The following is a 13081-nucleotide window of genomic DNA, read 5'->3' on the forward strand; positions in this document are numbered from 1 at the left end:
ATTCTTTTTTATAACAGCTTTGCCGAAATCCCTGCAAGCTTCGATCGTTCTCCCTTCACAAGGTGAATGTGTCCGCTAATTTCCTCATTTTTAAACTTTTCTACGACGTGCGCAAGCCCATTATTGTATGGATCCAAATAAGGATGGTCAATCTGCTCGGTATCACCCATAAGAATGATCTTACTACCTTCACCGATTCGAGTAAGAATCGTTTTAACCTCATGACGAGTGAGGTTTTGTGCCTCATCAATGATTACAAATTGATCGGGCAAACTGCGTCCCCTAATATAACTAAGCGCTTCAACCTCGATGGCTCCCATTCCAGCTAAAATACGATCAAGCTCTTCTCTTTTTTTCACGGAAAATAAATGCTCAAGGTTATCAAAAATCGGCTGCATCCACGGCTTCAGCTTTTCCTCTCGCTCACCTGGCAAATAACCAATGTCTTTTCCGACTGGAACAATCGGTCTGGCAACGAGCATTTTCTTATAATACTGCTTCTCTTCTGTCTGTTGCAGCCCTGCCGCTAAAGCGAGTAACGTTTTTCCTGTTCCAGCCGGGCCAACAAGCGTAACGAGACGAATGTCTTCCCTCATCAAAAGCTCACAGGCCATCTGCTGATGGACATTTCGTGGACGAATCCCCCAGACTGGCTCTTTATCCACTTTGATAGGACTAATGGCTGTTCCCTGTCCGTCTGCAATGCCAAGCGCTGACACAGACGGCTCCTGCAATGATTTTAGCAACACACACTCGTTAGGATGAAGAGGCATATCCTCTTTCGCATTTAATTTTCCATGTTTATACAGAGATTGGATGACTTCACTATCAACATAGTGTTGACTAATCCCTTGATATGAATCATTTGGCTCAACGACACGATCATTTAGAAAATCCTCAGCCTCCACGCCCACAACATCTGCCTTCACTCTGACCATGGCGTCTTTAGATACAAGCACTACCCGTTTTCCATCTACTTTGTCTTTTTCTTCAAGCCTCAAATTAAGAGCAACCGCGATGATGCGATTGTCGTTTGTATGTTCTACAAAGGTTTGTTCCAATATTTTTAGCGAACGATGATTAAGTTCAACCCGAATGCTTCCCCCATGCTTCAGTGCCACGCGTTCATAAAGCTTTCCTTTTTTTCGCAGGTCATCCATGAGACGAGCGACCATTCGAGCATGCATTCCGATCTCATCCGGCAGTTTCTTTTTCGCATCCGTTTCCTCGAGGACAATCGCAGGAACGACCACTTCATTTCCTTGAAAAGCAAAGAGCGCGTATGGGTCTTGCAAAAGGATGTTTGTATCTAAAACATAAATGGTGTCCAAAGGCCAAGCCTCCTACGACAATTTTATTCTTCAAATGACTCAAACAAGCGCTATACGTTCAACTTGCTTTAGCATATGACGTCATTGCAGGAAAAAGAAGGACAACTCTCGTTTAAAATAAAATAAGACTGATCAAAGCTAAGCTATAATCAAAACGCCCTTTTCAAAAGATCTCGCTCCTACAGCAGATGAACCTTAATGAACGACCTACGAACAATGGATCACAAGCTCTTCCTGCTAACCATTTGACACTTTGCGCACATCATTAACATTTTGGCTAAGGGACTTGAACACCAAACGAAAAATGACTGCATACTGCTAATCACTTATCTAAATTCAATTAACTTGCAGGCAACTATGATCATATTTTCCACCAATAAATAGACAGCCACTGATGTGAGTATTATTACTAAAAGAAAAGACTAAAAAACGACTATACTTCTATTTTAAATAGACCATAGCCGTTTATTAGTTATTAGCAATAAATTTTTAGTTATTAAATTTTAGTTCACAACGTCTTTTAATTGTTTTCCAGGCTTAAATGCCGGTACTTTACTTGCGGGGATCGTAATTTCTTTTCCAGTCTGTGGGTTTCTACCTTTTCGCTCAGAGCGTTCACGGACTTCAAAATTTCCGAAGCCTACAAGCTGAATTTTCTCACCATTTTCAAGCGAGTTTGAAATGACCGAAAAGACTGATTCGACAGCATTGGTTGCATCTTTTTTTGACAATCCACTTTTTTCAGCAACTGCATCAATTAATTCACTTTTATTCATATTCCGAAAAACCTCCTCAGGATAAATAAAATCTTTATATCAGTTATTGCCTACTTTCCACAAATTAAACAAAAATTCCTTCTTAAAACAACAAAAAACCGTTTTTTTCGAAAACATTTTAATATACAAAAAAGGCGTGCATATTAAAATCGCTTGCAAAACAGCCCTTTTCTTTTCTATTCTAGAAAAATGTGCGAAAATACGTTTAAAAGGAGGAGCGACACTGATGAAGGTTAAATGTGCATTATGTGAGTCAATTCATACGATTGATAATTGGTCAATCCAGGCAAAACGTTTACGAAACCGGCCTATACATACATTTTTATGTCATGACTGTCACAGCCGCATCACTGAAAAAACGTTAAAAAACCAGGACGCGAGACAGTCGAAAGAATATCAGGAAGGTATTTAAAACTAATGTGGTTTAAGAGATTTATTGCTGGTGTATCCAGTGGTATTTTTTCTGGTGTTATTTTAGGGTTGATCCTAGCAGCTTTTGAGGAAATCAGCGGAAAGCGAGTGTATACACTATTACTTAATATTGATTTTATCCCTTGGCTCTCCCGTTGGAGTGGTAACATGTGGATAGAATGGGTATTACATATGACTGTCGCCGTGTCGATCGGCTGTATACACGTCTTGCTCACAGAAATATACAAATGGCCTGACGTCTTAAGCGCAAGTGCTTTGACGGTCATCGCACTCTTCATGTATATCCCTTTAAGCACGCTTGCTCTAGGTCCTGCCCCGAGTCTTATAGATGGAATGGCTTGGGGATTATGGTTTTTAGGACATCTTTGTTTTTGCGTGTCGCTCATATGGAGTAGCCGCTCTTCAGTAAAAAATGCGTAAGAGTTTTTGTAGCTGGCAAGGGGGCTCCTCACCTACTTGAAGTATAGCCCCCGATCTTTAAACAGCCTTTGCGTCCTCATCCGTTTATTTTCTTAATTTAAACACAATAAAGTCAGCACACCTAAAATCTTCCGCAAACGAAGGATATTTTTGGAGCATTTCTTTAGAAGGGACAGGTTCTTCAATCTCTTCTAAAACAAACCCTGTTTTGATCAATGTGTTGATATAACTTGTTAATGTTCTATGGAAGAAGAGCATTTTTTCTTCGCTCCCTAAGCATTGCTCATACGCACCTTCATAAAAGTATTGATCAACGTTCCAGTGCAGCTTTTCACCACGATCTGTTCTTTCCCAGCCGCTTTCTGGTGTGACGAAGCAAGGGTGCGTAATCGAAAAAATAAAACTTCCCCCCTCCACTAGTAATCTATACATTTCTTGAAATGCTTTTTCATAATGAGCGAGGTCTTGAATCACCATATTAGACACAATGATATCAAAGCTTTTATCTTTTAAAGCAACCAGCCTCTCACAATTCCCTTGTTTATAATCAATCGATAATTCATTGGACGTTCGTTCTGTCGCAATGTCAATCATTCTTGGAGCGTAATCGACCGCCGTCACAATCGCACCAGCCTTGGCCATCAGCCTGCTTAAGTACCCTTCACCACACCCTGCATCTAATACTTTTTATTGCTTATATTTCCCATCATTGAAAATAAAGTAGGGTTTAAAAAAATTTCTTTATGCCGATCACCTTGTTCTGTATGACTTTCTGAATATGTATCAGCAAAGGCATTCCATCTTTTCACTGCTTCTTCAGTACTGCTATTTTGTTTGATTTTTCATTCCTCCTCAAAGTCAATACTTAGAGATGCTTTTTCCTTCTAGCTTTACTCCTCGCGTTAAAGTAGTAAACCTCCAAAAAAACCTCATTGTCAAAAAATAAAAAAAGAGCCTGTACCTGATCGATCAAGTACAAGCTGACTTTCTATGCATGATTGGTTTGTTGCTTTCTTCCTTTATGCATCCTGAACCGATACACACCGAAAATAATCGCGATGACAACTAAAGCCTCTGCTACAGGCAAGCCAATCGCCATAAACGTGAGCGGCCAGCAGCCGATAAACAGAAGGGCATAAATAACGACATTTTTAAGAACCGGCAGCTTCTTCGCAAACCCAAGGTTGTACACCAAAATGCTTAAAATGACAATAATGCCATAAAGCATAAACACCTGTGGGAGCATTTCGTCAATTGGTACTTCCTCCCCAACGATTTGTTGAAAGATCAAATGCGCCGTTGGAGACATGTCGCTAGGGACTGTAATCAGATCGATATCTATGTTTGTATTGTCCATCGCCATACGATCACCTCGATTCAAAAAAGAGCTTCCGGCATTAAAACCGGATTTTTACCTACTATCGCGCTTACGAATCACTCAGCGCTTTTTTACGACGTTTTTCATAACGTTCTCTTTCTGTCTGAGAGAGGATTTTTTTCCGTAAGCGAATGGCCTCAGGCGTGACTTCGCAAAGCTCATCCTCTTCCATATATTCTAAAGCCTCTTCCAAGCTCATGTCACGTGTTTTCCTCATCGTCTGTGTTTGATCCTTCGTCGCAGAGCGCACATTCGTCATCTGCTTCGCACGAGTAATGTTAACGGTTAAGTCGTTTTCTCGCGAATGCTCACCAACGATCATTCCTTCGTACAAATCGATGCCTGGCTCGACAAACACGATACCGCGATCCTCAACTTGCAAAATCCCGTATTGGGTTGATTTACCCGGCTCTTTATTCACAAGCACACCCCGACGTCGACCACCTGTGTATCCAGTGACGACTGGACGATATTCTTTAAAGGAATGATGCATAATCCCCATCCCTTTCGTCATCGTTAAAAACTCGGTACGATAGCCGATCAGTGCACGTGACGGAACAATAAATTGCAGTTGAGTTCGTTCACCTAGCGACGTCATGTCACTCATTTCACCTTTTCGTTCACCTAGTGATTCCATCACTGCACCAGTGAATTCTTCAGGCACTTCAATGTGAACTTGTTCAAAAGGCTCAGAACGAACACCATCCACTTCGCGCACGATGACCTCTGGCTTCGCAACAGCAAGCTCATAGCCTTCACGACGAAGATTTTCAATAAGGATGGACAAATGAAGCTCGCCTCGTCCAGACACGATCCATTCATCTGGCGTAGCGCCTTGCTTGACGCGTAAGCTGACGTCTGTTTCCAGCTGTTTGTCTAATCGCTCTTCAATCTTTCGCGCTGTGACAAACTTTCCTTCTCTTCCAACAAAAGGGCTGTCGTTGACGTGAAAAGTCATTTGAAGCGTAGGCTCATCAATGCTCGTCACAGGTAAAGGATCTTCGTGACCTGGCAAAGAAACTGTGTCTCCAACATTAGCTTGAACACCAGCAATCGCCACTAAATCTCCTGCGCCTGCTTCCGCAATCTCTAAACGCTTTAACCCTTCAAAGCCATACAGCTTAGCAACTTTCCCTTGTACAATTCGACCATCTCGCTGCGTAAGGGAAATCGTTTGCCCTTGTTTTAAAACACCTTTAAAAATACGACCGATACAAATACGTCCGACGTAATCATTATAATCAAGCAAAGATACTTGGAACTGAAGCGGCTCGTCCCTTGTATCATCAGGTGATGGTACATGGGTCATAATTGCTTCAAATAGATCTTTCACATCTTCTTTTGATTCATTTAAATCATTCGTGGCGATCCCTTTGATCCCAGAGGCATAGATGACGGGAAAGTCGAGCTGATCATCATTGGCATCTAACTCAATGAATAACTCCAAAACTTCATCGACCACTTCTTCAGCACGTGCTTCAGGTCGATCCATTTTATTGACAACAACAACAGGAGTCAATCCAGCGTCTAATGCCTTCTTTAAAACGAATCGTGTCTGCGGCATGCATCCTTCGTAAGCATCCACAACAAGAAGAACACCATCCACCATCCGCATGATCCGCTCGACTTCACCGCCAAAATCAGCATGACCTGGGGTGTCCAAAATATTCATTTTGGTCTCTCCATACCGAACAGCAGTATTTTTTGAGAGAATTGTAATGCCTCGTTCTTTTTCAATATCGTTTGAATCCATTGCCCGCTCTTCAACATGCTCGTTATCGCGAAATAATCCTGATTGATGTAACATTTGATCAACCAAGGTCGTTTTCCCATGATCGACGTGAGCGATAATAGCTATGTTCCTAATATCATTCCGTTTGTTCAAATCGCATCACTCCTTCTAGATTGCGAAACAGTTTGCCAACCTTAGCATTATAACACACTTTAAACAAAGATATTTCATTTACTTCAAGATTAGAGCATTGTCGAGTTGTCCTGGATTATGCTACAGTAAAATCAGTGTTTGATTGGTTATGATTATGTTCAAAGGAGTCTTACGCAAAGTGAAAACTTCTGTGAAATTAAAGTATTTTTTACTAGCGCTGTTAAGCGCGCTTAGCATTAGTATGATCGGTGTGGCGATTGGCTTGTCTAGCTGGCCAATCGGGATTGCGGCAATTCTTGCTGTCATTGTGTTAATGGGTGTCGGTTTCTCTCAAAAAGCGAAAGATCGACGTCTCGGCCGACTGTAAAACTCAACTGAGAAAAGACCCTGACGGTTGAAAGGGCCTTTTCGACGTGCAGACAAAATGTAGCGTAATTTTGTCTGCACTCTTTTTTATGGAGCACTCTCGCGCTTCTAAAAATTACGTTATCTTTAGTCGTTGGACGATTTCCTCATGGACTCTTGGCGCGGCGATCAGTACGGATTGCCTACTCAATAGATCAAGCGGCTCTCCTTGCAGTGTCGTTGCGACCGCCCCTGCTTCTTGTGCAATCACTAAGCCGCCTGCATAATCCCAAGGACTTAAACGTAACGTCGCATATGCATTTAACCGACCAGCCGTCACATAAGCAATTTCTAAAGCAGCTGAACCGTATGAACGAATGCCTCTTGCATCAGACACGAGAAAGTGGAGAGCATCGGCATGAAGATGCTTATTCGTCGTCAACCAATTTGCATTTAAACCGATTAGCGCCTTTTCCAACCCGATCTTATCATCGATATGTAAAGGTGTACCTTCCGTCTCTGCCCCTTCCCCCCGTAATGCTGAATACATTTCATTCGCCATGACATCATAAATGAGACCGATCTGTCCTACCCCATCATGATAAATACCGACAGAGATAGTAAAGTGCCTCTGTTGGTGAACAAAATTCATCGTACCGTCAATGGGGTCAATAATCCAGACTGTGCCATTTAAATCTTTAAACTCATCCCCAAAACCTTCCTCTCCCATAATCTTATGATCATGATATGTATCTCGAATTCGGGAGACAAAAAACTGTTCAGTCGCTTTGTCCATATTGGTCACAAGGTCATTTGGGTTAGATTTCGTTTCTACAGTCAAAGGAGAAGCGAGTGATATCCGAATGCGTTCTCCCGCCTCTCGCACCCACTGTTCTGCCTGTGTTTTGATGTTTTGCCAATGTTGATTGTTCATCTTCAGTCGCCCCCATATTTGAAATCCTTTTGTTTATTATGCCATGAAATGAGTCATTTTTAAAAATTTACCACTTTGTTTTAAATACGGGGCAAATAAGTCAAAGCAGACGATTAGGATCACGTGAATAAATGGTGCTACAGCCTACATTATGTGTTTAGTAGAATTTGAAGACAAGAACTTTCTCAGCCTGACTCGAAGCAATGATCCGATGAACAACAACGGATGATGGCTTTCTCAACAGGCTGAGCACAGATAAAGCGCATTCATTTTATTACTTTTTAGAAGTTTCGTGGACAAGCATAAGCCATTCTCTTCGATATAACTCTAACTTTCTTTTTGAATCTTGAATTTTCTTTTTATTTTGATTTTGCAGCGCTTCAAAAAGAGTCGCTAATTCGTAATCAATTTCCATCCTGAGGACCGGAAGCCTTCTTTCCGCATTTTCTTTCTGTAACGACGCCATGAGCTGTTTCATTTAGGTCTCTCCTTTATTTGACGATAAACACAAAACCTACGACAGCTGCCACTACTCTTTACACATAAGTTATGTCGCTTTTGAGCTAATCGACACGGCACTTTTTAAATGTCAGTCGTTTTTTCCATGTACAGAACGTCTACACGTCGCTAAAATAGGGTATGGTAAGCTAACAAGAACGATGAAAAAAGGAGTGATGCATATGTCTTTTACCGGTTTTTCAGCAAATGATTTTGCTGTTTTTCACATCGATGGTTTAGAAGAGAGAATGGCTGCAATCCAAGAGCGGATTCAACCAAAATTCAAAGCGCTTGGTGAAGAACTTAAGCCTTTTTTAGAAGAACAGACCGAGCAACCGATTTATATACATATCGCTCGTCATGCGAGAAGAACAAAAAATCCACCAAACGACACGTGGATGGCGTTTGCCAATAACGCTCGAGGCTATAAAAAGCATCCCCACTTTCAAATCGGACTCTTTGATGATCATGTCTTTTTATGGCTAGCACATATTTACGAAATGCCCGATAAAGAGAAGGTCGCTGATCATTTCTTGGAACAAATGACGGAAATAAAGCGTCTACCGCAAGATTTTATGATTTCACAAGACCATACGAAAAAAGAGGCTGCTTCCTTGCATTCGCTTGATCACGAAGGATTAGAAGCCGTTTTAGAACGGTTTAAAAATGTAAAGCGCGGCGAATTTCTCATAGGGGCTCACCTCTCTACAGATGACCCTATTCTTTCTGACGGCAATGCATTCATTGAAAAGGCTAAGGACACGTTTATCAAACTAGCTCCCTTTTACAATGCTGCCTTGACATCGATTGAGCAATAATTAAACATGTGGGCAATGCGAAACAATTTTGCTATAATCACTCCGGATGCCAGCTGGCACCCTTATTCTTAAATGAAGCAGGTGGACGTAAGTGTCACAACAAGAAACGCCATTATTCAGCGGGCTCCTCCGCCATATTGAAAAGGATCCTATACAGTTCCACATCCCTGGCCATAAAGCAGGAAAAGGGCTGGATCCTACGTTTCGTGAATTTGTAGGCTCCTCTGTTCTTGCGATGGATTTGATCAATATCGCTCCTTTAGATGACCTGCATCATCCAAATGGTATCATTCAACAAGCGCAAGAGCTGGCTGCTGAAGCATTTGATGCGGATGCTACTTTTTTTAGTGTTCAAGGTACGAGCGGGGCGATTATGGCTATGGTGATGGCGGTTTGTCAGCCTGGTGACAAAATTATCGTTCCCCGAAATGTCCATAAATCGGTCATGAGTGCCATCGTATTTTCAGGAGCTACACCAGTGTTTGTCCATCCCGAACTAGACAATGCTTTTGGGATTGCTCATGGAATGAGCGCTGAGGCCGTGCAAAAAGCTGTGGATCAGCACCCTGATGCAAAGGCACTGCTTGTCATTAACCCTACGTATTACGGCGTTGCTTGTGACCTAAAACAAGTTGTCGACATCGCACACAAAGCGAATATACCCGTTCTTGTTGATGAAGCGCACGGTGTTCATATTCACTTTAATGATCATTTTCCGTTATCAGCGATGGAGGCTGGGGCAGATATCGCTGCAACAAGCATGCATAAGCTAGGTGGGTCAATGACTCAGAGTTCGATTTTAAATGTCAAAGGGCGACGTGTGTCGGTGACTCGATTACAATCGATTTTAAGCATGCTGACGACGACATCAACATCATATCCGCTACTAGCATCACTTGACACAGCGCGTCGGCAATTGGCCCTGCATGGAAAAGGATTGCTAAATGAAGCGCTTGCCCTAGCAGAGGCAGCTCGACAAACGATCAATTCGATACCAGGATTATATTGTGCTGGCCGCGAACTGCTGCATTCGAGTGCAACGTATGACATGGATTTAACGAAATTGCTCATTTCAGTCAAGGACCTTGGCATTACAGGAAATGATGCGGAGCAGTGGTTGCGAGAACAAGCAAGTATAGAGGTTGAACTATCTGACCTTTACAACATCCTATGCATCGTTACCCCAGGAGATACCTTTAAAGAAGTGCAGGCGTTAACAGAAGCACTCAAACAGCTTTCGCAGCTACATGCAACATTTATTCGAACAGCAGAGTCACCTAGAGTTAAAGTTCCAGACATTCCCATCTTAACGATCTCGCCTCGCGAAGCATTTTATGCCGATACGGAATTAGTCCCATTTCATCAATCTTCAGGACGGACAATCGCCGAGTTTGTCATGGTTTATCCGCCTGGCATTCCTATTTTTGTCCCGGGAGAAACCATTTCAACAGACAATCTACTGTACATTATGGAAAATATAGAGGCAGGTCTGCCTGTTCAAGGCCCCGAGGATTCAACATTACAGCATTTACGTGTCGTGAAAGAATATCGGGCGATCTATTGAAATACGGCTATTTTGCTCGCTGTTATAAGTTCAAAAACTTTTCATCAGTTCTTCACTAAAAAACACAGGTCGGAGAAATCAAATGATTTTCCGCCCTTGTGTTTTTTTGATTTCATTTACGAAGACATGCTTAAGCGCGAAGTTCTTTTTTATTTTACATTGTTCTTTAATTTAAAAAGAAGCCCAAAAAGTCCAGTGCTTAGCGACTTTTTAGACACCCCTTTGAACCGTTGTAGCGAGTTGCTGCCTGGTTATGGCTGAAGCCATTTGCTTATTGATTCACGAAGAGTTTTTTTGACTTGTCCTCCACTGGGGGACGTCTGAGATACGGCAAGGCTCTCCACTTGCCTAAAAATTGTCACGCATTCAAATCTGTCATCGCAGGAATATTGATTTCCTTCACGCAAGACACTGGTGATAACTGAATGACGCACTGAACAATGGTGACGATATCTTGTACAGGGATGCGCGTCCCTTCATACAACTTAATTGCCGTTTCTGCCCCCTCTTCAAAAGGCACTTCAGCAGCAAGCTCCCCTGGATTAATACACGTTACCGAAATCTTATCTTTTCTTAGATGCTCGCGCAAAGCATTTGTAATCCCACGCAAGCCAAACTTAGATGTCACAAATGACACCTGCGCATTTCCTGTATGCGCTAAGCCTGCGGTTGAGCCGATAAATATTATTTTTCCGTTTTCAGCCTGTCTTAAATGAGGTAAAAGCGCTTGAACGTAAGTAATCGTTGACGTTAAATTGATATTCATCAAACTTGCAATATCTTCAACCTCATCGAGATCAAACGTATAGTCATCTTCAAAGCCCCGCTTTTCCCATACACCAACATTGTAAATCAATACATCAATGGCAATGTCTTTCATCGTTTCCTTCAAATATGGGATTTGTTGTTGGCTAGACAAATCAATGGCAAGCCATCTACGGTTCACACCATCATTGACATCTAAACTGTTCGGTCGCGTACGTGACACTATCCAAACGGTATCGCCTTCTACTGGCAAACCTTTGACAAATGCATCGCCCAGCCCTTGGCTTGCACCAAATATGATATAGTTTTTACTCATTTGATCACTCCTCCTTACACCTATCATAGCTTAATAGACGAAAAATAACCTAGATAAAGAATCGATTATGAGGGTGCGTAAACCGTCAAAAAAGCGCAAGCAGACAAAGCAGCTCGCGCTTTTGGTTACTGTGTATTTACTTGAATCAACTCTGGATCAACGAGACTGTAGCCTTTATCTCTTAAGCCAGTGATTATGTCCTCTAGCGCAGCATTTGTCCATTCGCGATCGTGCATTAGTAAATTTGCTCCTGCAGACAACTCAGGTGCATTCACCATAATATCGCCAATAGCCTCCTTCGTCATATACCCATCGACGAAATCATAGCCGTAAGACCAATTCATCCAAGCCATTCCTTCTTCTGTCACAATTTGTCTTGATGTGTCTGTATTTACACCAAAGGGCGCTCTAAAGAAGACTGGCTTTTCCCCTGTAATGGCTTCAATCTCTTCGTTTACAGATATAATTTCGTCCCTTTGCTCTTCCGAAGAAAGGTCGCTTAAATTTGCATGACTAGACGTATGATTCCCTATTGCAAAACCCATCTCGTGAATTTCTTTTAACACTGCTTTTTCTTCTTCTGTATCGATAAAGTGGCCATTAACAAAGAAAATTGCCGGAGCTTCCAACGAATTTAATGTTTTCGCCATCTCAAGTGCATACTGATCTGGTGCGTCATCAATCGTTAATAAAACGACATTTTCTTCAGCGTCGTCAAGTGGTTCAATTTTATAGTTTTGTGGATTAATTTGATAAAGAGGCTCCATAGGCGCTTCTGCTTCCTCTTGATCTTGTGCAGGCTGATCAGACTCATCTTTGTCATCCTCTTCTGTTGCCGATTTTTCATTCTCGGTTGTTTCCGTTGAATCGCTCTCAGCAGAAGGCGTGTTTGCCTCTGATGCTTCAGCTTGTTCACTCGTTTCTTCTGTCGTTTCACTTTCTTCTGTAGCTGGTGCCCCTTGGCAGCCAGCGACGATCAATAACAGACTTACGATCCCTGTCCAAATCATTTTTTCATACGTATGAGCTCCTTTTCGACAAACTTCATAAGATGTTGCAACGTTTACTATACCACTGGAAACAGGCGCTTGCAAAAAATGAATGACTGTTTTCATTCTCCTTACAAACCTGTTACAAGTAAGCTTTTAACAATTGGACATGATACAATAATGGCAATATTATCGACCGGAAAGAGGGTTTGCAATGAAGCCTACTCCAATGATTCTCCTCATCGTTTTTTCCATTGCACTTGTTTCCTGTCAACAGGATCAAGCGTTTATACAACAGCTAGCCGAAGAAGATGACTTGCACGTTTTTATCGTAAGCAATAATGAAAATCCGCAAAAAGAAGAAGAATTATACGATGTGCTCCTTCAATTAAAAAACAAATACCCGGATGAACTCAGTCAATTCAAGCTCATCACTGGAAAAGAGGCGGAAACGCTACCTGGAAAAAATGACATCCATGAGTTCCCTTGCGTTGTCATTACTAGTAAAGGTCAAACACTTGGCGTGTTCGGAGGAGAATCGATGCCAAAAGAAGAGCTAGCCTCGCGTTTAGAGCACATTGTCAAAGCGTTTAAATCTTAAGCAAATTATTTTGATTAAAAAGGCCTTAT

14 protein-coding genes and 1 pseudogene are annotated in these 13081 nt (G+C 41.9%); 6 read left to right on the forward strand and 9 right to left on the reverse strand.

The window, feature by feature from the left end:
* Positions 1 to 8: 8 nt before the first annotated feature.
* Positions 9 to 1331: a PhoH family protein gene (locus G4V62_RS05220; protein ID WP_165199918.1), complete on the reverse strand. Its 1323-nt coding sequence runs from the start codon at positions 1329 to 1331 to the stop codon at positions 9 to 11.
* A 503-nt stretch (positions 1332 to 1834) separates the two neighbouring features.
* Positions 1835 to 2107, reverse strand: coding sequence for a non-specific DNA-binding protein Hbs (hbs, locus tag G4V62_RS05225; protein WP_165199920.1), 273 nt, complete (start codon positions 2105 to 2107; stop codon positions 1835 to 1837).
* A gap of 226 nt (positions 2108 to 2333) precedes the next feature.
* Here hbs and G4V62_RS05230 point away from each other — a divergent pair, with 226 nt between their 5' ends.
* Complete coding sequence (locus tag G4V62_RS05230) at positions 2334 to 2519, forward strand: YlaI family protein (protein WP_165199922.1); 186 nt, start codon at positions 2334 to 2336, stop codon at positions 2517 to 2519.
* Positions 2520 to 2524: 5 nt separating this feature from the next.
* Entirely contained in the window at positions 2525 to 2959 is a 435-nt protein-coding gene (locus tag G4V62_RS05235) for a hypothetical protein (protein WP_165199924.1), read from the forward strand.
* Positions 2960 to 3043: 84 nt separating this feature from the next.
* On the opposite strand, the pseudogene G4V62_RS05240 reads toward G4V62_RS05235, so the two are convergent.
* The 3 genes and pseudogenes from G4V62_RS05240 to typA form a co-directional block, all read right to left on the reverse strand.
* Positions 3044 to 3798, reverse strand: a pseudogene (locus tag G4V62_RS05240) (class I SAM-dependent methyltransferase).
* A 149-nt stretch (positions 3799 to 3947) separates the two neighbouring features.
* The gene (locus G4V62_RS05245; protein WP_376768273.1) at positions 3948 to 4340 is read right to left on the reverse strand and encodes a YlaH-like family protein; all 393 of its coding nucleotides are present in this window, start codon (positions 4338 to 4340) and stop codon (positions 3948 to 3950) included.
* 46 nt (positions 4341 to 4386) lie between these two features.
* A complete protein-coding gene (gene typA / locus G4V62_RS05250) occupies positions 4387 to 6222 on the reverse strand; it encodes a translational GTPase TypA (protein ID WP_165199926.1) in 1836 nt (611 codons plus the stop codon).
* Positions 6223 to 6400: 178 nt separating this feature from the next.
* Between typA and G4V62_RS05255 the strand changes: the two genes are divergently transcribed.
* Positions 6401 to 6589, forward strand: coding sequence for a DUF5325 family protein (locus tag G4V62_RS05255; RefSeq protein WP_312855433.1), 189 nt, complete (start codon positions 6401 to 6403; stop codon positions 6587 to 6589).
* A gap of 114 nt (positions 6590 to 6703) precedes the next feature.
* Here the strand turns inward: G4V62_RS05255 and G4V62_RS05260 are convergent, their stop codons facing one another.
* Positions 6704 to 7501 carry an inositol monophosphatase family protein gene (locus tag G4V62_RS05260; RefSeq protein ID WP_165199930.1) on the reverse strand — a complete coding sequence of 266 codons (798 nt, stop codon included), beginning with the start codon at positions 7499 to 7501 and terminating at the stop codon, positions 6704 to 6706.
* A gap of 274 nt (positions 7502 to 7775) precedes the next feature.
* Positions 7776 to 7979 carry a YkzI domain-containing protein gene (locus tag G4V62_RS05265; protein ID WP_165199932.1) on the reverse strand — a complete coding sequence of 68 codons (204 nt, stop codon included), beginning with the start codon at positions 7977 to 7979 and terminating at the stop codon, positions 7776 to 7778.
* Positions 7980 to 8181: 202 nt separating this feature from the next.
* On the opposite strand from G4V62_RS05265, the gene G4V62_RS05270 reads away from it, so the two are divergent.
* On the forward strand, positions 8182 to 8817 hold the full coding sequence (locus G4V62_RS05270) for a YktB family protein (protein WP_165199934.1): 636 nt from the start codon (positions 8182 to 8184) through the stop codon (positions 8815 to 8817).
* A 91-nt stretch (positions 8818 to 8908) separates the two neighbouring features.
* A complete protein-coding gene (locus tag G4V62_RS05275; protein ID WP_165199936.1) occupies positions 8909 to 10381 on the forward strand; it encodes an aminotransferase class I/II-fold pyridoxal phosphate-dependent enzyme in 1473 nt (490 codons plus the stop codon).
* A 358-nt stretch (positions 10382 to 10739) separates the two neighbouring features.
* Here the strand turns inward: G4V62_RS05275 and G4V62_RS05280 are convergent, their stop codons facing one another.
* Positions 10740 to 11462, reverse strand: coding sequence for an SDR family NAD(P)-dependent oxidoreductase (locus G4V62_RS05280; RefSeq protein WP_165199938.1), 723 nt, complete (start codon positions 11460 to 11462; stop codon positions 10740 to 10742).
* Between the two features lie 125 nt (positions 11463 to 11587).
* Positions 11588 to 12577, reverse strand: a complete 990-nt coding sequence (locus G4V62_RS05285) for a polysaccharide deacetylase family protein (protein ID WP_246218268.1) — start codon at positions 12575 to 12577, stop codon at positions 11588 to 11590.
* Between the two features lie 88 nt (positions 12578 to 12665).
* On the opposite strand from G4V62_RS05285, the gene G4V62_RS05290 reads away from it, so the two are divergent.
* Positions 12666 to 13052 (forward strand): hypothetical protein, encoded by a 387-nt coding sequence (locus G4V62_RS05290; RefSeq protein WP_165199940.1) that lies wholly within the window; start codon positions 12666 to 12668, stop codon positions 13050 to 13052.
* The last annotated feature ends 29 nt before the right edge of the window (positions 13053 to 13081 follow it).

The organism is Litoribacterium kuwaitense (assembly GCF_011058155.1).
GTDB lineage: Bacteria > Bacillota > Bacilli > Bacillales > DSM-28697 > Litoribacterium > Litoribacterium kuwaitense.

Bases quoted from the DNA above. Each gene is read 5' to 3' on its own strand.
- hbs (WP_165199920.1), bottom strand. From the start codon at position 2,107: ATGAATAAAAGTGAATTAATTGATGCAGTTGCTGAAAAAAGTGGATTG.
- G4V62_RS05230 (WP_165199922.1), top strand. From the start codon at position 2,334: ATGAAGGTTAAATGTGCATTATGTGAGTCAATTCATACGATTGATAAT.
- G4V62_RS05235 (WP_165199924.1), top strand. From the start codon at position 2,525: ATGTGGTTTAAGAGATTTATTGCTGGTGTATCCAGTGGTATTTTTTCT.
- G4V62_RS05260 (WP_165199930.1), bottom strand. From the start codon at position 7,501: ATGAACAATCAACATTGGCAAAACATCAAAACACAGGCAGAACAGTGG.
- G4V62_RS05265 (WP_165199932.1), bottom strand. From the start codon at position 7,979: ATGAAACAGCTCATGGCGTCGTTACAGAAAGAAAATGCGGAAAGAAGG.
- G4V62_RS05270 (WP_165199934.1), top strand. From the start codon at position 8,182: ATGTCTTTTACCGGTTTTTCAGCAAATGATTTTGCTGTTTTTCACATC.
- G4V62_RS05280 (WP_165199938.1), bottom strand. From the start codon at position 11,462: ATGAGTAAAAACTATATCATATTTGGTGCAAGCCAAGGGCTGGGCGAT.
- G4V62_RS05285 (WP_246218268.1), bottom strand. From the start codon at position 12,577: ATGAAAACAGTCATTCATTTTTTGCAAGCGCCTGTTTCCAGTGGTATA.
- G4V62_RS05290 (WP_165199940.1), top strand. From the start codon at position 12,666: ATGAAGCCTACTCCAATGATTCTCCTCATCGTTTTTTCCATTGCACTT.